Source organism: Arcobacter sp. AHV-9/2010 (genome assembly GCF_004116575.1).
GTDB lineage: Bacteria > Campylobacterota > Campylobacteria > Campylobacterales > Arcobacteraceae > Aliarcobacter > Aliarcobacter skirrowii.
This window is the reverse complement of sequence record NZ_PDKH01000002.1, coordinates 195,179-215,282: the sequence shown is the minus strand read 5'-3', so window position 1 is coordinate 215,282 and position 20,104 is coordinate 195,179. Positions and strand designations below refer to the sequence as shown.

21 protein-coding genes are annotated in these 20,104 nt (G+C 28.3%); 5 read left to right on the top strand and 16 right to left on the bottom strand.

What is annotated here, in order from left to right; translation table 11 throughout:
* Positions 1-29: 29 nt before the first annotated feature.
* The 8 genes from CRU94_RS04910 to hpf all read right to left on the bottom strand — a co-directional run bounded on the left by CRU94_RS04910 (position 30) and on the right by hpf (position 9,613).
* Positions 30-2,174: a polyribonucleotide nucleotidyltransferase gene (locus CRU94_RS04910; RefSeq protein ID WP_129105697.1), complete on the bottom strand. Its 2,145-nt coding sequence runs from the start codon at positions 2,172-2,174 to the stop codon at positions 30-32.
* Positions 2,175-2,180: 6 nt separating this feature from the next.
* The gene (locus tag CRU94_RS04905) at positions 2,181-2,840 is read right to left on the bottom strand and encodes a phosphoribosyltransferase family protein (RefSeq protein ID WP_258237394.1); all 660 of its coding nucleotides are present in this window, start codon (positions 2,838-2,840) and stop codon (positions 2,181-2,183) included.
* On the bottom strand, positions 2,821-4,953 hold the full coding sequence (locus CRU94_RS04900) for an LPS-assembly protein LptD (protein WP_129105695.1): 2,133 nt from the start codon (positions 4,951-4,953) through the stop codon (positions 2,821-2,823). The genes CRU94_RS04905 and CRU94_RS04900 overlap by 20 nt, the downstream gene beginning before the upstream one ends.
* Positions 4,946-5,377, bottom strand: a complete 432-nt coding sequence (locus CRU94_RS04895) for an RDD family protein (protein ID WP_129105694.1) — start codon at positions 5,375-5,377, stop codon at positions 4,946-4,948. The genes CRU94_RS04900 and CRU94_RS04895 overlap by 8 nt, the downstream gene beginning before the upstream one ends.
* A gap of 9 nt (positions 5,378-5,386) precedes the next feature.
* A complete protein-coding gene (gene purD / locus CRU94_RS04890) occupies positions 5,387-6,655 on the bottom strand; it encodes a phosphoribosylamine--glycine ligase (protein WP_129105693.1) in 1,269 nt (422 codons plus the stop codon).
* A 232-nt stretch (positions 6,656-6,887) separates the two neighbouring features.
* A complete protein-coding gene (locus tag CRU94_RS04885) occupies positions 6,888-7,529 on the bottom strand; it encodes a uroporphyrinogen-III synthase (protein WP_129105692.1) in 642 nt (213 codons plus the stop codon).
* Positions 7,530-7,531: 2 nt separating this feature from the next.
* Complete coding sequence (der, locus tag CRU94_RS04880) at positions 7,532-8,998, bottom strand: ribosome biogenesis GTPase Der (RefSeq protein ID WP_129105691.1); 1,467 nt, start codon at positions 8,996-8,998, stop codon at positions 7,532-7,534.
* Positions 8,999-9,082: 84 nt separating this feature from the next.
* Complete coding sequence (gene hpf / locus CRU94_RS04875; protein ID WP_129105690.1) at positions 9,083-9,613, bottom strand: ribosome hibernation-promoting factor, HPF/YfiA family; 531 nt, start codon at positions 9,611-9,613, stop codon at positions 9,083-9,085.
* A 103-nt stretch (positions 9,614-9,716) separates the two neighbouring features.
* Between hpf and CRU94_RS09600 the strand changes: the two genes are divergently transcribed.
* Positions 9,717-9,869, top strand: coding sequence for a hypothetical protein (locus CRU94_RS09600; protein WP_164966568.1), 153 nt, complete (start codon positions 9,717-9,719; stop codon positions 9,867-9,869).
* A 25-nt stretch (positions 9,870-9,894) separates the two neighbouring features.
* Here CRU94_RS09600 and CRU94_RS04870 read toward each other — a convergent pair whose 3' ends face one another.
* From CRU94_RS04870 to CRU94_RS04855, 4 genes are read right to left on the bottom strand one after another with little or no spacing between them, the layout of a single operon-like run.
* Positions 9,895-12,045, bottom strand: a complete 2,151-nt coding sequence (locus CRU94_RS04870; protein ID WP_164966572.1) for a DNA translocase FtsK — start codon at positions 12,043-12,045, stop codon at positions 9,895-9,897.
* 26 nt (positions 12,046-12,071) lie between these two features.
* The gene (gene lpxD / locus CRU94_RS04865) at positions 12,072-13,019 is read right to left on the bottom strand and encodes a UDP-3-O-(3-hydroxymyristoyl)glucosamine N-acyltransferase (protein WP_129105688.1); all 948 of its coding nucleotides are present in this window, start codon (positions 13,017-13,019) and stop codon (positions 12,072-12,074) included.
* A gap of 1 nt (position 13,020) precedes the next feature.
* A complete protein-coding gene (gene ilvN / locus CRU94_RS04860; RefSeq protein ID WP_129105687.1) occupies positions 13,021-13,518 on the bottom strand; it encodes an acetolactate synthase small subunit in 498 nt (165 codons plus the stop codon).
* A complete protein-coding gene (locus tag CRU94_RS04855) occupies positions 13,518-15,215 on the bottom strand; it encodes an acetolactate synthase large subunit (protein ID WP_129105686.1) in 1,698 nt (565 codons plus the stop codon). Before CRU94_RS04855 ends, ilvN begins: the two co-directional genes overlap by 1 nt.
* A 157-nt stretch (positions 15,216-15,372) precedes the next feature.
* On the opposite strand from CRU94_RS04855, the gene CRU94_RS04850 reads away from it, so the two are divergent.
* Positions 15,373-16,167, top strand: a complete 795-nt coding sequence (locus tag CRU94_RS04850; protein WP_129105685.1) for a flagellin — start codon at positions 15,373-15,375, stop codon at positions 16,165-16,167.
* 3 nt (positions 16,168-16,170) lie between these two features.
* On the opposite strand, the gene CRU94_RS04845 is transcribed toward CRU94_RS04850, so the two are convergent.
* Positions 16,171-17,088 carry a Ppx/GppA phosphatase family protein gene (locus CRU94_RS04845; protein ID WP_129105684.1) on the bottom strand — a complete coding sequence of 306 codons (918 nt, stop codon included), beginning with the start codon at positions 17,086-17,088 and terminating at the stop codon, positions 16,171-16,173.
* A complete protein-coding gene (locus tag CRU94_RS04840; RefSeq protein ID WP_129105683.1) occupies positions 17,085-17,642 on the bottom strand; it encodes a CDP-alcohol phosphatidyltransferase family protein in 558 nt (185 codons plus the stop codon). Before CRU94_RS04840 ends, CRU94_RS04845 begins: the two co-directional genes overlap by 4 nt.
* A gap of 118 nt (positions 17,643-17,760) precedes the next feature.
* Here CRU94_RS04840 and CRU94_RS04835 point away from each other — a divergent pair, with 118 nt between their 5' ends.
* Complete coding sequence (locus CRU94_RS04835; RefSeq protein ID WP_129105682.1) at positions 17,761-18,246, top strand: putative metalloprotease CJM1_0395 family protein; 486 nt, start codon at positions 17,761-17,763, stop codon at positions 18,244-18,246.
* A complete protein-coding gene (locus CRU94_RS04830) occupies positions 18,243-18,482 on the top strand; it encodes a hypothetical protein (RefSeq protein WP_129105681.1) in 240 nt (79 codons plus the stop codon). Before CRU94_RS04835 ends, CRU94_RS04830 begins: the two co-directional genes overlap by 4 nt.
* Before the next feature lie 34 nt (positions 18,483-18,516).
* On the opposite strand, the gene CRU94_RS04825 is transcribed toward CRU94_RS04830, so the two are convergent.
* Together CRU94_RS04825 and CRU94_RS04820 are read right to left on the bottom strand one after the other, a co-directional pair.
* Complete coding sequence (locus CRU94_RS04825) at positions 18,517-19,017, bottom strand: DUF523 domain-containing protein (protein ID WP_129105680.1); 501 nt, start codon at positions 19,015-19,017, stop codon at positions 18,517-18,519.
* The gene (locus CRU94_RS04820; RefSeq protein ID WP_129105679.1) at positions 19,014-19,796 is read right to left on the bottom strand and encodes an ATP-binding protein; all 783 of its coding nucleotides are present in this window, start codon (positions 19,794-19,796) and stop codon (positions 19,014-19,016) included. Before CRU94_RS04820 ends, CRU94_RS04825 begins: the two co-directional genes overlap by 4 nt.
* A 111-nt stretch (positions 19,797-19,907) precedes the next feature.
* Between CRU94_RS04820 and CRU94_RS04815 the strand changes: the two genes are divergently transcribed.
* The gene (locus CRU94_RS04815; RefSeq protein ID WP_129105678.1) at positions 19,908-20,102 is read left to right on the top strand and encodes a hypothetical protein; all 195 of its coding nucleotides are present in this window, start codon (positions 19,908-19,910) and stop codon (positions 20,100-20,102) included.
* Positions 20,103-20,104 lie beyond the last annotated feature (2 nt).

Below are 20,104 nucleotides of genomic sequence, written 5' to 3'. Positions count from 1 at the left end.
AAAAATATTAATATAATATTATTTATCATCTAGTTTAAGCTTAATTCTATTCTATCTTTTTGTATTTTAAGTACTTTAACATCTATCTCTTGACCAAGAGTTAATACATCACTAGCTTTCTCAACTCTTTGTTTTGATATTTTTGATATATGTAAAAGTCCTTCACCACCTTTTTCTAGTAGTATAAATGCACCAAAGTCAACTAATCTCTCTACTTTTCCATGTACAATTTCATCTACATTATATATTTTTTCAAAATCAATTTTATTAGTCTGTTTAAAAGAGTTTGAATTATTTACTAAATCTTTAATAAACTCAGTAGCTTCGGCTATTTTTGAAGAGTCTTCTCCACTTAACTTAACAATACCATTATCTCTATCTAAATCTACATTTACACTATATTTTTCTATAATATCTTTTATAGTAGAGCCACCTTTACCAATAACTATCATCATTTTTGAACTATCGATATTAAACTCTTCACTCTTTGGTAAAGCCAAGCTATCTGTTATATTTTTTGATGATTCTTCCATTATATTTAAAATATGAACCCTACCCTCTTTTGCTTGTAAAAGTGCTTCTTTTAATACATTTAACTCTATTCCACCAAGTTTTATATCCATTTGTAAAGCTGTAATACCATTAACTGTTCCAGCAACTTTAAAATCCATATCACCATCATGATCTTCAAGACCCATAATATCTGTTAAAATAGAGTATTTATCACCTTCAACAACCATTCCCATAGCAACACCAGCAACTAAGTTTGAAATAGGAACTCTAGCTGCTTTTAATGCTATTGAACCACCACAAACAGTTGCCATTGAAGATGAACCATTTGATTCTAAAATTTCAGAAACCAATCTTACTGTATCTTTAAAGCTTGGATTAATAGTTGACTCTAAAGCTTTTTTAGCTAAATTCCCATGCCCTAACTCTCTTCTTCCAACACCAAAAATAGGTTTTGCTTCACCAACACTAAAACCTGGAAAGTTATAATGTACCATAAAGTTTTCCATAGATGTAGATCTATCTGCTAAAACTTCATACATTTGACCATCTTTTGCTCCAGCAAGAGTTCCAATAACAAGTGCTTGTGTCTCTCCTCTTGTAAATAGACAAGATGAGTGAGCTGAAGGAAGAATATTAGTTTCAATAGATATTGGTCTTACATCTTTAAGCCCTCTTCCATCTGCTCTTACTTTTTCATTTACAATCATCTGTCTAACTATTTCTCTTTTTACAATATTAACAGCTTCATAAATTGTTGAAAACTCTAATTCATTTTTAAGAGAATAATCATTTTTTGATATCTCTTTTGCAAGCTCTTTTAGTTCAACAGCTCTTTCACTTTTTGCTAATTTTTTTATAGCTATTTTTATATCTGTTGAAAAGTTATCTCTTACATAATCAATTATCTCTTTAGCTATTGAAAATTCAATAAGCTCAACATTTGCTTTTTGTTTACAAGCTTTTTCAAAATTTGTCTCATATGAAATATTTGCTTCTTTTAATGCCTCTTGTGCAAAAGCTATTGCATCAACTAAAGCAGACTCTTCCATCTCATTTGTAAGATGTTTTGAATCATTTAAAGAGGATATTGTTTTCATCTCAATCATCAACAACTCTTCTTTTGAACCAGCTATAAATAGATCTAAAGTCGATTTTTCTAAATCCTCTTTAGTTGGATTAATAATTAAATTTCCATCTATTTTTCCAACTCTAACTCCACAAACAGATTTTTTAATAGGTAAATTTGAAGTATAAAGTGCTGCATTAGCTGCATTTAAAGAGATTGTTTGTAAATCAACATCTTTATCTGAACTTAAAACCATAACTGTAATTGTTGTAGGATAAACAAAACCTTTAGGGAAAAGTGGTCTTAAACTTCTATCAATAACTCTTGAAGTTAATGTTTCAAAATCACTTGGTTTTCCTTCTCTTTTAATAAATCCACCAGGAAGTTTTGCTGCCGCATAAGTTTTTTCAATATATTGAACAGTTAATGGAGTAAAATCTTCACTAACAGGATTGTCAAATTCAGATGCAACAGTTGCTAAAACTACACAATTTCCTACCTTAACAAGAGCAGAACCATTTGCCTGCTTTGCTACTTTTTCAAACTCAAAAATCTCTTTTTGTTTATTTAATTCCAATTCGCATACTATTGCCATATTTATTTATCCTTCATTTTTAATTTTTTCAATATCTTCTATAGTTAAACTATTTAAATTTTCATAATAAAAGTTACCTTCTATATAGTGATCTAAATTTTTTACATAATATAAATCATCTGTAATTGCATCAATTGCTTTGATACTAGTAGTTGATAGAATAGGAGTTGCTACACTAATAGATTTAACTTTTTGATTTATAATAGTTTTTATACAAGCCATCATAACTAAACCAACATTTACATCCTCATCAACTATTAAAACATTCTTACCGTGTAATTTTTGTAATCTCTCACCTGCTCTAAATTTAAAGATATTTGGCCTTATTTTACTTTCAAAAATCTCTTTTGAGTATAAATATATTAAATCTAGATTTATATCAAATGATTTTACAAGCTCTTCATGTATTAAAACCTCTTCTAGCTCTGTTACAACAGCTATTTCACACTCATCATTATTTGGAGCATAAATTTTTTCATTAAACATTATTTCATATTTTGCATTTAAAGCTTCTGCTACAATTTTAGCAATTTCATAACCACCATAAGAACTAGATATTACAATCCACTCTTCAAGTCTCATTGAATCCAGCGGAAGAACTTCAAGAAGCTTATTTGCAGCCTCTTTTCTATCTTTAAAAAATATTTTATCTTTGCTCACTATCATATACCTTATAATTTTGACTAATTCCACCAATTGGTTTTAAAACTAAAGTAGCATAAATTATATCTTGCTCTCTACTTTTATGACTACTACTTGAAGTTGGAATTATCTCTTTTTCATATCTTAAATCTAAGCCCCAACAGCTCTCATTGATAGAAAAACCTACTCCTTGTCTATTTCTAATCTTATCTTGCAAATCATAATTTTCATAATATCTCATTGAATAATATTTATTAAAATTATATTTTGCATCAACCCTAAAAGACTCCAAATCATCTCTACTAAAAAACTCATTATTAGTTTTTACAGAGCTATAATAACCACTTGTTACACTAAAACTTTCAAAATTAAAAGTACCATCAAGACTAGTTTCAACTATCTTTTTATCTTCAGCATTATATACAACTTTACCAGAAAAAGTTGTATTTTTAAGATTAATTCTTAAATAATTCTCCAAATCTTGAAGTTTAGCATTATCACTTTTATCATAATAAATACTTTGGCTTAACTGGTGATTAATAATTTGCTTATGACTATTTTTGCCATAAATAGATTGATTGAGTCTTAAAATAGCTCTTTTTTTATTTTGAATAGTTGGAAAAGTTTTTAGCTCTTTAAATTTAGCTAAGTCATTCTCCTCTTTTACTGTTACATTGTATAAATCCCCATCTTTATGAAGATTATCTGGTATTTCATAATTAAAACTTAAATTCATACTATGAATATAGTTTTTATAAGGCTTTATCAAATCTGTTCCAACTTTAAAAGTAGTTAGATTTTGTATTAAAGTACCATCTTCATAGTTAATATTTGAATTGTTGTATTTGTAACTAGTAAATAGTGTTTTGTTATCAACTCCTATATACATATAATCATTTAAAATATTTCTAGTATATCCAATAGGTATATTTAAATTATAAACTTCTGATTCAAGACCTTTTTGTCTAGTAAAGTTTTGATATTTTAAATCTGCTGAATATATTAAATTATTTGTAAATAAAGCTTTATTGTATGAGTGTAGCTGAACTTGAGGAAGCTCTTGCATAGTCGCATCATTGCTATTTGCTTGAGTATCTATATAATATTTTAAATAAGTACCAGCATAATAGTTTGGAGTATTAAAATAGTAATTTAATTTAGATTCTACATTTCTATCTGTTGAAACACTCCCACTAATCTTTTCAAGTTCAATATGTTCAATATCGTTTAAATATTTCAAAGATAGATATGTTCCATCTTGATAAACACTATTTTCACCTGTTAAAATATATTTTTGTTCATAATCTAAATTTGCTCCATAATGTTGGTTACTTTGAAGTTCTCTATCTTTTACATAAGAGTCACTCTCTTTAAAATAACCCATTTTAATTTTAAGCATACTATTTAAAGTATTTGCATATCTATAAGTTCCATAAACCCCATATCCTCTTTGAGTTCTTATTTGAGGAGATAGTTCAAAATCATAATTACTTGCTGGTGCTATAAATATTGGTTGAGAGTATAAAACTCCCTCTTTACTAGCATAACCAATAGTTGGAAATAAAAGTCCCGTTCTTCTAGTTGTATCTGTTGGAAAACCAAAATATGGTAGATAAAATACAGGAACATCTTTTATATACAATCTTGTATTAAAAGTATTTATCCACATATCTTTTGTATTGTAGTTGCTACTAGTTGCTTTAATGCTCCAAGCTGGATCAAAACAGTCACAAGATGAAATTATTGAATCAATTAACTCTAATTTCTCTTTCTCTTTTGTTAACTCTTTTGCATTTACCCAAATATTTGTGCTCTCATCTAGTAGAAATATTGGTTCTTGCAAAGCTGCATCATTTTTCATATCCAAATATGCATAATTACTTTGTGTTTGTATATTATTATCTTTTATTATTAAAACATTTCCAAAAAGCTCTAAACTCTCTTTGTCTCTATCATATATTAATTTATCAGCACTAATATAATAAGAGGGTGAATATGCTATAACACTATTAGATGCTATTACAGTATTATCTTTTGCTTCTATATTTTTTGCAACTAATTGAAGTTTCTCTTTTTTTTCATCTGCATAGGAAAAATTCAAGAGTAAAAATATAATCAAAAATAAAATTTTAAGCATCTACAACCAGCGTTTTACCTGTAAAATCGTGAAAAGTTTTTCTTCCATCATTAAAAAAAGCTATTACAAAACCTATATAATAGAATAGTTCAGATATTACCCTTCCAAGAGATCTTAAAAAAGATTGAAAAAATGTAACTCTTCCCCAGTGATTAGCATCAATTACTCTAACTTTTGCTAATCTTTTACCTAAAGTTTGACCATAATACCAGATAAAAAAAGTATGATATATAACTTTTAATACCAATAAAGGTAGTACAAGATTTGATAAAAGTGATATTAATGCTTCTGTATTATTACCAGCCGCAACAATACTATCCCAATAAACTAAACTTATAAGTAGCGTAACTATTAAATCATCAATTACAAAAGCAAAAGCTCTAGAACGCATAGAAGCTAACTGTAAATTCTCGCTATTTTGCATTTTAAATCTCTATTTTAAAGCTTGATATGCAATATCTGATCTAAACTTTTTACCATCAAAAGATATTTCAGAGCTAAGTAAATAAGCTCTATCTCTAGCCTCTTTAATACTATCTCCAATTGCTACACAAACAGCAACTCTTCCACCAGTTGCTATAAGATTTCCATCCTTCTCTTCAACACCAGCAAAAGAGATATGGCTATTTTCTAAAAGCTCTTTATCTACAATATTTGATAAAGATATAATTGAAGGTGCAGAAGCACTATATGGGTAGTTAGAACTCGCCATTACTACACCAACTGCAAACTTATTCTTAAACTTAATATCAAGTTTATCAAGCTGTTTTGTTGCTCCATAATAGAACAGTTCAGAAACTTTTGATTCTATTAAAGGCATTAAAATCTCACACTCTGGATCACCAAATCTAACATTGTATTCTAAAACTATTGGCTCACCTTTTACAACCATAATACCAATAAATAAAACTCCTTCAAATGGTGCATTCTCTTGTTGCATTCCTTTTAAAGTTGGTTTTATTACTCTCTCTTCTATTTTTTTATAAATATCATCATTTACCAAAGGAGTTGGAGCATATGCGCCCATTCCACCTGTATTTGGTCCAGTATCTCCATCTCCTACTCTTTTGTGATCTTGAGCAGCTGGTAATACTTTATAGTTTTCACCATCACAAATTGCAAAAACAGAGAGTTCATAACCATCTAAAAACTCTTCAACAATAACAGTCTCTCCAGCTTCGCCAAAGCTAGTACCACTTAACATATCATCAACTGTGCTTTTAGCCTCTTCTTTGCTTTGTGCAATAATTACACCTTTACCTCCACAAAGCCCATCTGCTTTTACAACGATTGGAAGGTTTTTCATGTTATCTATAAAATCATAAGCATCTTGTTTATTAGATGTTTCAATAAATGCTGCTGTTGGTATATTATACTTTTTTAATATATTTTTCATATAAGCTTTTGAACCCTCAAGTTGAGCAGCTTTTTTAGAAGGACCAAAAATAGTTAAACCCTCTTTTTTAAATATATCAACAACACCATCTACAAGTGGAGCTTCTGGTCCAACAATTGTTAAATCAATACCATTTTCTTTTGCAAATTTTGCTAACTCATTATAATCTTTTATATTAATATTAGTTCCTAAATTAGAAGTTGCACCATTTCCTGGCATAAAATATAGTTTGTGTGAATTCTCTTTTTTTAGTGCTAATGCTATAGAGTACTCTCTACCACCACTTCCAAGTATTAATATATTCATATTTTTCCCTTTATTGTTTTTAAAACCCAAGTAGCCGATAACCATAAGGTGGCCCTAAAAGCCAAGTATATATACAAGAGAATACTTTAGGAGCGTAAACAAAAGAAACGCTACACACTGTATAACTACAAATTTGTATAAAATAAAATATTATCGGACCCGCAAGTAATGGAAATCCCGAACTACTTAGAATTGGAGATTTTATCTAAAAAAGATTAAAATAGTAATTAAACTAAACAATATTATTTAAAGCAAGTTTTACACACTCTTTAACATCTGTAGTTGAACTAATTTGATAATTATCAATATATTTAGGAAGATATAAAGCAGTTGTTTTTCCAATTACTATTGCTTTAAAACTACTATCCCATGAAAATTTCTTGAAAAAACACTCAACACTTGAAGGAGATGTAAAAATAATAGTTGAATTTTTTTCTAAATCAATAATTTTTAATTCATCATTACAAGTTGTTTCATAAACTACAATTTCATCTAAATCTATACTATTTTCTCTTAAAATTTCTGGAAGGTTTGATACTGTTTTTAAAGCTTTTAAGTATAGAACTTTTTTGTTTTTTAAATGGGGAATCAACTCATTTGCAAAATCATTTCCATGACCACTCTCTCCAACAAATGCAACATTAGCACCCAGTTTTAAAGCCTCTTTAGCTGTTTTTGATGCTATTAAATATGATGGAATTTTTTTCCAGTCAATACAGTTTTCTTCCAATGAAAATATTGCATTTTTTGAAGTAAAAACCAAAGCATCATACTTTGTGGTATCAAGAGTATAATTTAAACTTTTTACTTTAAAAACTTCTAAATTAACTACACCTTCAAAATTTTGATTATTTAAAAGATAGATTTTTGACATAGTTATTTATCTTCCAAATACTCTTCATCACCAACTTTATCATTTTTACCACGAGCTAAAACATGAATTGGTGTTCCTTCAAAATTAAACTGCTCTCGTAAAAAGTTTACTAAATATCTTTTATAAGAGTAGTGTAAAAGATTTGGCTTATTCATAACAAGGGCAATTCTTGGTGGTCTTGAGTTAAATTGCGTAGCATAATAAATTCTTAATCTTGCTCCATTTGGACTTGGAAGTGCGTGTCTTCTAATAGCCTCTTCTATAACTTTATTTAGTTTTGAAGTAGAAATTCTTTGTGTATAGTTATCAAAAATTTCAACAATTTTATCTTTTAATCTATCTATACTTCTTCCTGTTTTTGCAGAAACAGCTAAAATTGGAGCATAGGCTAAAAATCTAAATCTTCTTCTAATCTCCTCCTCCATTTTTTGGAATGTATCCATATTTTCATCCCATTTATTTAAAACAATAATTGTACCTAATCCATACTCATCAACTAAACCAGCAATTTTTTCATCTAAATCAGCAAGCTCCTTTGATGCATCAAGAACAACTAAAGCAACATTTGCTTTCTCTAGCATCTCTTTTGTTCTCATTAGAGCAAATTTCTCAATTCCTTCAATACTTCCTCTTCTTCTAAGTCCTGCAGTATCAACAAAAGTGATTTTTTTATCTTTATAAAAATATGTCTCATCAACTGGATCTATTGTTGTACCTGCAATTGAAGATACAACTGATCTTTGTTCTCCCACAAGTGCATTTAAAATAGATGATTTCCCAACATTAACTTTTCCAATAATCGCAACATTTATAGAAGTGTCATCCTCTATTTTTTCCTCTTCTATCTCTTCAATTTCTCCTATAGAAAAATCTTCATCATCTTCTTCATAAAATTCACCAAACTCTTCTTTTAAAGCTTGCAATCTTTTCTCTTCAGCTTGTCTTGCAACAGTTTCTGGATTTTCAGGGAGTCTATCATAAATCCATTCGTATAGTTTCTTTGTTCCTCGATTATGTGAAACTGATATTCCAAATAGATTTTCATCCCCTATTCCAAATTCAAAAAACTCCCAAAGTCTCTCTAGCTCTTTATCGTTATCTATTTTATTTACAACTAATGCTAACTCTTTTCCTAATCTTAATAGTTCATAAAAGAGCTCTTTATCTTTGTCATCTGGAATATTTTTACCATCAACCATAAAAAGTATAATATCAGCCTCTTTGGCAGTTTTTATTGCTTGTTTTTTTACATTTAAAAAAATCTCATCATTTGTTTCATCTATTCCACCTGTATCAAGAAGAGTTGCACTTCTATCAATTATCTCTATCTCGTTTTTTCTAATATCTCTTGTAGTACCTGCAATATCTGAAACAATCGCTATTCTTCTATTTGAAAGTCTATTGAAAAGTGATGATTTTCCAACATTTGGTTGCCCAATTAGTGCAACTTTTTTTAAGTCATTTTGCATATTTTTTTAAATCCTAAATTCAATTAAATTAAAAAAGGGTATTAGCTTTTTCTAATACCCTTTTAGTTTTTTTACTACTAAATCTTAGTATAAACCAAATTTTCCAGCAGCATTTGCTTTGTATAAAACTCTCATATTATCGTCTTTGTCATAAAAAACTTTAAATAAAGCAGTAGAGTTTTTCAAATCTTCTAAAGCCTCTTCTATATCAATTGGTTTATATGAAGTTAATCTTTGAGGAATAATCTCATCTTCAAATCTCTCAAGCTCTTTTGCAACACCATCTTCAACTTCAACAGCTTCACTAAATTTTGTAGCCTTATGGGCAGTTATTTTGTCATTGTGTCTTCTTAAAACTTTTGATACTCTATCTGTTGCTATATCAATTGCAGTGTATAAATCTTTATCTTTTTGTTTAATAACAACTGTATCTATATTTGCAATATTTAAAGAGAACTCAAAAGTAAAACCCTTTGCTTTTTCATCTCCAACAATTGTAGAAGTAACCGAAATAATATCCAAGTTATATTTTTTAAATGTATCAATTGAACTATTTATATAATCTTTAATTGCGTCCGTAAGTTTTATATGTCTTCCTACTATACTTATATTCATAACTACTCCTTGAAATAAAATCTTTTTATTCTAGCATAATTTTCTTTTATTCTTTGAAAATTTTTGATAGAATTTTTACTTAATACCAATAAAAGGCTTATTTATGGAAATATTAATGTTTATATCTTATTTCGTAATGTTTTTAATAGCTATTATTTTGAGTTTTGCAAGTGTAAAATATTTTATTACAATGTGGAAATTTAAAAATAGAAAAAAAGATGGTAGTGAAGATGATAACTTTAAAATGTTTGACTAAATAAGATTATAAATATAATCTTATTTTAGATTAAAATCTCTCTATTTCCCCTTGCATCAACTTCACTTAAAACACCTGTTTTTTCAAGTTGTTCTATAATTGTTGCGGCTCTGTTATATCCAATCTTTAATCTTCTTTGAAGATATGATATAGATGTTTTTTTATCTGTAAATATAACCTCTTTGGCATCTTCATAAAGCTCATCCAGCTCTATATCATCACTATTTATTCCTGATTTATTTGAACCATTTAATGAACTTATATTTTTATCTTTTATAAAGTTCATATCATACTCAACTTCTCTTTGATTTTTTAAAAACTCTACAACTTTTTCAATTTCAGTTTCTGTACTCCAAGGGGCGTGAATTCTTACAAGTCCTGGCATACCAGGAGGAGTAAACAGCATATCTCCACGCCCAAGAAGTGATTCAGCTCCCATTGAATCAAGGATAATTTTAGAATCTATTTTTTGCCCTACTTTATATGACAATCTACTAGGTAAATTTGCTTTAATAAGTCCTGTTACAACATCAACTGATGGTCTTTGAGTTGCTACAATTAAGTGAATTCCACTAGCTCTTGCCATTTGAGCAAGTCTTGCTATTGAGTATTCAACATCTTTTCCACTTGTCATCATTAAATCAGCTAACTCATCAATTACTACAACAATATAAGGCATTGTAGGAAGACCTTCTTTTTTTGCTTTTTCATTGAAATTTTCAATATTTTTTGTTCTAGTTTTAGCCATTAAAGTATATCTTCGCTCCATCTCACCAACCATATTTGCTAAAGCATTTATAGCATCAACTGCTTTTGTGATAACTGGAGTTAAAAGATGAGGAATATCGTTGTACATAGAAAACTCAAGCATTTTTGGATCTATCATTACAAGCCTTAGATTATCTGGTGAGTTTTTATATAGAAGTGATAAAATCATAGAGTTTATTCCAACAGATTTTCCACTTCCAGTTGTTCCTGCAATTAATAAGTGAGGAAGCTTTTTAAGATCAGTTACAAAAGGTTTTCCAACAATATCTTTTCCTAAAATCATAGTCAATGGAGATTTAGAGTTTTGAAAAATCTCACTATCTAGCATCTCTTTTAGATAAATTGTTTGAGTATCTTCATTTGGAACTTCAATTCCAACTACATCTTTTCCTGGAATTGGAGCTTGAATTCTTATTGTTTGAGCTTTTAGTGCCATTGCTAAATCATCTTGAAGACTTAATATTTTTGAAACCTTTACATTTGGAGCTGGTTTAAATTCAAAAGTTGTAACAACAGGTCCTGTATAAGTTCTTACAACATCTCCATCAATTTTAAACATTGCAAGTTTATCAAGTAAGTCAGCTATTTTTTTATCTATAAATGCTTCATTTACTTTAGTTTTATTCTCTTTTGGAGCATCTTGAAAAAAGCTTGTTGGTGGAAGCATAAAATCTTTTGGTTTTTCAGTTTTCCCAAACTCAAGTTCTGAAAGAAGTTTTGCATTCTCTTCAAGCTCATCAATAATCAAACTGCTACTAATAGCACCTTTATTTTTAACTTCAATTTCATTATCAAGTTCAATAAGATCTGCATCTAAAACATCTTCATCTTTTATTAATTTATTATCGTTTTTCAACTCTTTATTTACTTCTTGAACAATTGGTAGATTCTTTTGATTATTAATAGTTTTAGTTATATCTTTTTTTATTGTAAATTTTTTCTCATTTTGTTTTTTAAGTTTTACTCTAGCTCTAAATTTTTTAATATCATCAAAATCTAAATCCATTGTTTCAAAAATAATTATTAAAGATATTATAAACCCAACAATAACAAATAGATACAGACCAGCTTTTCCAATAAATGGAGTTAAACTATCTACAAAAATATTTCCAAGTTCTCCCCTATTATAAGGATTTTCTACTATAAGTGCTTGAAAAATCAGTGCTATAAATAAAAATATAAAAAGTGATAACAGATTTAAATATAAATCTTTTTTATCCAACTCTTTTTTAAAGTTTATTAAATATAAAGGATAAAGTAAAAATAGTAGATAAACATATGATAAATATGAGAAATATTTAAAAGAGAAGTTTGCAAATAGAGCTCCAATATTTCCAACACTATCTTTTGAGCTTACAATAGTAGTAAACTCAAAATATAGAATAATAGTTAAAAAAATGAGAGAGATAACCTTTTTAGCTATAACAGATCCTTTTATTTAAGTAAATTAGATATTTTTCCTTGAAGTTTAAGCCAATTTCTATGCTCAATCAAAGGAAAACCTGCCCAAGTTTTTTTAGGTTCTTTAATAGTTTTTGTAACTCCACCACGAGCTGCAATTGTTGAGAAAGCTGCTATTTCAAGATGACCAGCAGCTCCACTTTGAGCACCCATTACAACATAAGGTTGCAAAGTTGTAGAACCAGCAATTCCAACTTGAGTTACTAAAACAGAACCTTTTCCTATTTTACAATTATGTGCGATATGAACTAAATTATCAATTCTAACACCATCTTCAACTATAGTTGATTTAAATACAGCTCTATCAATAGTACAATTTGCACCAATTTCAACATCACAGCCAACTACTACATTTCCATTTTGATAGATTTTTATATACTTTCCATCTTTTGTATTTGCAAATCCAAATCCATCACTTCCTATAACAGTTCCAGAGTGAATTATACAATCACTTCCAATTTTACAATCTCTATAAACAGTTACATTTGGATAAATTATTGTGTTATCTCCTATTTGAACATTATCACCAATAAAACTTCCTGCCATAATTGTACAGTTGCTACCAATAATAATATTTTTACCCAAAAAAACATTAGGCATAATTGTTGTATCTTTACCAATAATTGGCTCTTTACCTTCAGTTTCAAAAAGTTTTGGAGCAAAAAGTTTACTAGCTTTTGCTAAATTCAAATATGGCTCATCACAAACTAATGCAACTACACCTTTTGGAACTTCATTTAGTAGATCTTTATTTACAAGAACGGCTCCTGCTTTAGTAGATTTTAATTTTTCTACATATTTATGGTTTTCTAAAAATGATAACTCATTACTATTTGCATCTTCTAAACTATTTAAAGCAGTAATTTCAATATCTATATCACAATTTAATTGTAAATAATTAGCTATCTTTTTTAAAGTCATACTATCTCTCCATAGCAACTATTCCGCTTCTTACAACTTCAAGTGGATTGAATTTTTCCATTACTTTAATAAAATTAATAATTCTATCACTTGAATCTGTTGCAGAAACTATGATTGCCTCATCTGTAACATTTTGAATAGATCCATGATAAGCCCTTGCAATTACATCTATATCTGATAAGTTATTATCAATTGAAAACTTCATTAAAACTGTATCTTTTTCAATCACATTTTTATGCTCATTTACTTTTAATACAGGAATTAATTTGTTTAGTTGCTTAACAATTTGATCAATAACTCTTTTATCTCCAGTTGTAACTATTGTCATTCTTGAGTATTGACTCTCAGCCATTGGTGCAACTGTTAAAGAGTCTATATTATAACCACGAGCTGAAAAAAGTCCTACGATTCTTGATAAAACATTATGTTCATTTAATACAACAACAGAGATAACTTGTCTTATTGTTTCACTATTATAATAGTTATTAAAATTGCTCATTATCTATCTCCTTTTAATAAAGTCATCTCATTTAAAGAGTGTCCATTTGGAACCATTGGTAAAACCTCTTCATTTCTAGCAACAATTACCTCTATCATTGCTGGTTTTCTTTGCTCAACTGCATCTTTTAATGCTTTTTCAAACTCATCTTTTGTTGAAACTGTATAACCTAAACAGTGGAATGATTCAGCAAGAGTTTTAAATATTGGTTGATTTGTTAAATCAGTTTGCGCTAATCTATTATCATAAAACATTGTTTGCCACTGTCTTACCATTCCAAGGTAGTTGTTATTTAAAATAATATTAATAACAGGAAGTTTATACTCACTACAAGTCATTAACTCTTGGATATTCATTAAAATAGAGCCATCTCCTGTAAAGTTTACAACTACTCTATTTGTATCTTTAAAAGCTCTTGCGGCTCCCAAAGCTGCTGGAAGACCAAATCCCATAGTTCCTAATCCACCGCTTGTAATAAACTGTCTTGGATATGAAAATGGAAAAAATTGTGCCGTCCACATTTGATGTTGTCCAACATCTGTTGAAACAATTGCATTATCTCCTAATACTTTTCCAACTTTTTCAATAACCCATTGAGGTTTAATTAACTCATCTGTATCAAAATATCTTAAAGGCTCTTTTTCTCTATAATCTTTTAATAATTCAACCCAATTTGAAAAATCATTAAATTCATAATTTTCACACTCTTCAAGCATTGCTTTTACAGTTAATTTCAAATCTCCAACTATTGGATAATCAGCAACTACAAGCTTAGCAATACTAGTTGGATCAATATCTATGTGAATTACTTTTGCTTTACTAGCAAACTCATCTAATCTTCCAGTTACCCTATCATCAAATCTAGCACCCAAAGATATTAATAAATCTGTCTCATATGCTGCCATATTTGCTGCATACTCTCCATGCATTCCAAGCATTCCAAAGAAAAGTGGATTTTCATCTCCCATAACTCCTCTTGCCATTAAAGTCTCAACAGCAGGAATATTTAATTTTTTTGCTAAATCTCTAATCTCATATCCACAATTTGATAAAACTGCTCCACCACCAATATATAAAAGAGGTTTTTTTGCATTTGAAATAGCTTCCATAGCTTTTTTCAACTGTCTTTTATTGTAGTTAATAGTTGGCTTATATGTTGGCATATTAACTTCAGCTGGATACTCAAACTCAGCAATTTGTGCAGTTATATCTTTTGGTATATCAACATGAACAGGACCTGGTCTTCCTGTTTTTGCTAAATGAAATGCCTCTTTAAGTATTCTTGGTAAATCCTCTATTTTATTTACCAAATAGTTATGCTTTGTACAAGGTCTTGAGATACCAACAGCATCTATTTCTTGAAATCCATCAGTTCCAATAATTGTTGTTGGAACCTGACCTGAGATTATAACTAAGGGAATTGAATCCATATAGGCATCTGCAATTCCAGTAATTGCATTTGTAAATCCAGGTCCTGAAGTAACTATTGCAACTCCAACTTTTCCTGTACTTCTAGCATAACCCTCAGCAGCAATTACACAAGCTTGTTCATGTCTATTTAAAATATGTTCAAAATAATTTTGTTTATAAATTTCATCGTAGACGTTCATAATGGCACCACCTGGGTATCCAAAAACAACTTCTACCCCTTCTTGATGTAATGATTCTATAACCATTCTTGCGCCACTTATTTTCATCTTATACTCCATAATCTTAAAAATTAAGTGAATATTTTACCCAAAGTAGCATTAAAGTATCTAATTTTAAAGAACTAATTGCATTTTTTAAGTCAAAAAATATATATTTATTAAAATATGATATAATCAATGAATAAAATGTTTCTAGGAGACAAATATGGATATAAATGCTATAAATAATACAAATAGTATTCAAAACTTAAACAACTTAAATAGTAATCAAAATATAGCTTTAGAGAAGTCTCAACTAAAGTATAGTGTAGAAGATTTTCAAAGTAGTGAATCAACTAGTTTAGTTGTAAGTAAAAGTTCAATAATAAGAAGTGAATTTTCTCAAGATATACAATCTACAAATGACACAATAGCAAAAACAAAGATAGCTGAAGCATCTATGAATAACCTTCAAGATTTTTTAAAAAACATAGATCAAAAATTACAAAATAGTGAAAATCTTCAAAATAAAAATGATTTAAAACAGGAGATAAATCAAGAGTTAAGAGATTTTAATCAATTAGCTTTTAGTACAAAATATAAAGATGAAAATCTAATCGCAAATAGATATAGCGATGAGCAAGACTCTATAACTCTTAGCGCAAATGGAAACTTATACTCAATTAATAAACCAAACATAGCAAACTTTACAAATAATATTTTTGATGCAATAAATAATAGTGATTTAAATAATCCAGAAAATCTACAAAAAGCTATTAAATCAGTTGAAGATACAGCAACTCAAATTGGTAATATTGCAAATGAGTTTGAAAATTTTTCTAAGCAACTAATAGAAGATGTAAGAGATAGAATCGATGAGCAAAGATACAATAACAATGTTATTGATTTTGGAAGAGAGTCAAGTGATTTTACAAAAGCTAACATAAATATAAATGCTGGTTATTTAGCTGCTTCTCAAGCAAATATAGTTCAAGAGCAAAGTGTAAGGCTACTATCTTAAGCCTTACCTTTGATTAAGTGCAAAATTTATTGCAACACCCTCTCTTAATCCATCATCAAAAACTATAGAACTCTTTTTCTCCAAAGCTTCAAAAAATATTCTATAAATATATGTTCCAACTTCAAGATATTCAACTCTACCTTTTCCAGCTATTTTTATCAAATCTTCAAAAGATGTCTCTTTTAATAAAGTTAAGCTATCTTCCAAATCTTCTATTTGTAAAACTGTTCCGTTTACAATGTTTTTATCATAATTAAAATAGCTAAATCCAAGTTTTATAGCTGCTATTGTTGTGGGAGTTCCTGCTGTTGCCACAAAGCAATAAGATTCTAAATCTATTCCTAAAGTGGCTATGTACTCTTTTATCTCCTCTTTTCTATTTTTTAACTCCAAATCCAATAGTTGCTTATTCTTTTTTGTTTTTTGAGTCATTGTAACTATTCCAAAATCAAAACTTTTTGTAAAAAAATCATCTTTATTTGAAATTACAAGCTCTGTTGAACCACCACCAATATCCAAAAGTATAAACTTGTCATTTGGAATATTCTCTCTTTTTAAAGCGTACTTTATGGCTAAAAAAGTGAGTCTAGCCTCTTCATATTCATCTATTATTGTAAAATTAATATTTCCATTTTTTCTAAAAAATTCTAAAACTTCTTGAGAATTTTTTGCTTTTCTCATTGCTGCTGTTGTAACACAAATAGCATCTTTTGGTTCAAATTTTAATTTTTCTTTAGCAATTTTTAGTGCTTCTATAACTCTTTCTTGAGCCTCTTGGCTAATAATTTGTGTATCTATTAATCCATCAGCTAATCCAACAACTTTATGATACTCATCTAATATTTTAAAATTTTCACAATTAAATTTTAAAACTCTAAAAGAGTTTGATCCTAAATCAATAGTAATAATCTCTTTTTTCATAAATGTTTTATCTTAATTTTAGAGTTTAGAAGATATCCAATAACTACCATTAAAAAAAGAACTATATATTCATTTATAAAACCTGTTAAAAAAACTAAATATACAATCCAAAGTAAAATTGCACCAAGAGGTGTTGGAACACCTATAAAATATCTCTCAACTTCACCCTCTTCAGAGTTTATATTAAATTGAATTAATCTTCTTAATCCACAAATAATATAATAGATAAATACACCTGCTAATAAAGCCATGCTATATTGTTCCTCTTTGCCATCAAAAATAGCAAAATATATAAACATTGCAGGAACAATTACAAAAGATAAAAAATCAGCATAAGAGTCTAATTGTATTCCAAACTCTGTTGAAAGATTATATTTTCTAGCAATTTTTCCATCAAATATATCAAATGCACCAGCTAACCAAGCAAAAAGTGCTGCACCAATAAACTCATTATGAGTAAGAAAATATATAGCTATAATTCCACAAGATATATTAAAAAATGTTACTATATTTGCCAAATTAAAGTGACTATATTTATTAAACAAGAAATTCATCTCTATCCTTTTTTTATTTTAAAACTTCGAAATATTACTATAAATTTTCTCAATTTATAATTTATCTATATTTATACTTTTTTTTGCTATTATTTAACACCCTTTAAAAGGAGCATTTATGGAAATTTCAGATAATTATGCAAGTGCATCAATTATATATTCTCAACTTGCGCTAAAAAAGAGCGAGTTAGCAAATATTGATAAAAAAGAGCTTGAAAAATCAACTGTTGAGAAGTATGATAGTGCAAATGAAATATCAAAATATGATGAAAAAGATTACGAAAGAGTTTTAAATAGATTTAAAAATAGTGATAGTGAAGTTAGAAACCATGAGCAACTACACGCTAGCTTAGGAACTACAACTACTCCTATAAGCTACAACTATCAAATGGGACCAGATGGAAAACTTTATGCAACAGGTGGAAGTGTTAGATTTGATACTTCTATTCCTCAAGATAAAGAAGCAGCAATTAAAAAACTAGATGAGCTTAAAGATGCTTCAAGTGCTCCAGATGGTTTAAGTAGAGCTGATAGCTCAATAGCACAAGCTGCAAATTTAAATAAAATGTTAATACAATCTATGCAAGAAGGAGCAATAATATGAGAATTGATAATAATTTAGGAGCTATGATGAGCTCTGCTATTCAAATACAAGATAATGCAAATAAAATTGCTGAAGTTGCAAATGTTGCATCTGTTGCTGAGTTTCAAGATTCAGCAAGAGATTTTACTTCTGCTATGGTTGAACAAATTCCTGAGATTATTGCATATAGCGCAAATGCAAAGAGCATTGAGATACAAGCAGTTACAATGGAAAGACTTCTTGATTTAAAAGCTTAATAATAAAAAATAGTCTAAATAATCATAAATTAGACTATTTTCTACCCTCTTTTTTTATATATTTTCTTAAATCATCCAACTCAAATTCATTAAAAACTTTAACTCCATTATCTTCAAGAAGTCTTGCTGTTAAACCTTTTGCTTTAATCAATTTTTGAGAAAAAGTTCCATCATAAACTTCAATATTACCACAAGATGGTGATTTTGATTTAAATAAAGCAACTTTAATACCATTTTCTATACAAATATCCAAAGCATTTTTTGCACCAATTAAAAAATTTATTGTTACATCATTTTGTTCAATATCTAAAACTTTAAAAGGTTTATTGTGACTTATAATTTCAGCTTTGTTTCTAGGAATTGATAATCCACCAGAAACTTCTGGGCAAATTGAGAATATCTCATTTTCACACAAAATATCCATAAAAATCTCTTTTTCTTTAAATCTAAATTTAGGACTCATAGCAATACTTGAATTAAGACCATCATATCTAGTATCTTCACCTAAAAGGCAAGATGAGACTAATATTTTCATATATTCTCATCTTCTATATTTAATTTTATATCTTTTAAATCTTTATAAAAAAATGTAGGTAACTGTATATTACTAAATGCACTTTTCATAGATACAAAAATCTTTGGATTTTGCTCTTCTAGTTTTGCCAATAGCTCTTTTGTAGCTGCTCTTGCATGAGGCATTTTTACATCAAATCTAAGTCCTGGACAAGCCTCATCTCCAATTACTCTAATCTCATTTGAAGCTGCAAATGCTCTTAACTGTCTCTCTCTACAAAATATTAGTGGTCTTATTACTTCTAAGCCATTATTTGCAGTATATTTTGGAGGCATAGTTCTCATTGTTCCATTATAAAATAGATTCATAAAGTATGATTCCATTGCATCATCTAAATGATGACCTAATGCAACCTTGTTGTACCCTTGTTCTAAAGCTGTTGTATATAAATACCCTCTTCTCATTCTTGAGAAAAATGAACAAAATGATGAATTTTTTCTTATTTTTTCACCTGCAAGATCAAAGATTTGAGTATCTATTATCTCATGCTCTATTCCATGCTCTTTGCAGTGATTACTTAAAAACTCTATTTGTTCACCCATTCCATAAGTAATTGTTACTGCTTTAAAATCAAATTTAAAAGGAGCTTTTTTTTTCATTCTATTTAGAGTATGAAGTAAAGTTAGTGAATCTTTTCCACCACTAAATCCAACCATTACTCTATCGCCCTCTTTTATTAACTCATACTCTGCATTTACTTTTGCTACATTTGAAGTTATTTTTTTACTTATTTCTATCAATTTATCTTATCCTAAATATTTTTTGGGATTATATCAAAAAAGTTTTAATATATTATTTTAGGAAAAGATAATATAATCTTACTTTTAAAATTTAAAACAGAAGATAGAAAAATGACAATTGAAGAACAACAAATATTTATAGATAAAATAAAAGAGACAATTTTACCAATAGCAATATATTTAGATGATGATTCTATAAAAAAAATTATTAAAAATGTAGAAGATACAAATGAAAATCTTCCAAAAGGTTTTGCAAATATGCTTTTTGAGCAAATAATAATTATGAAATATAACAGATTAGGATAAAA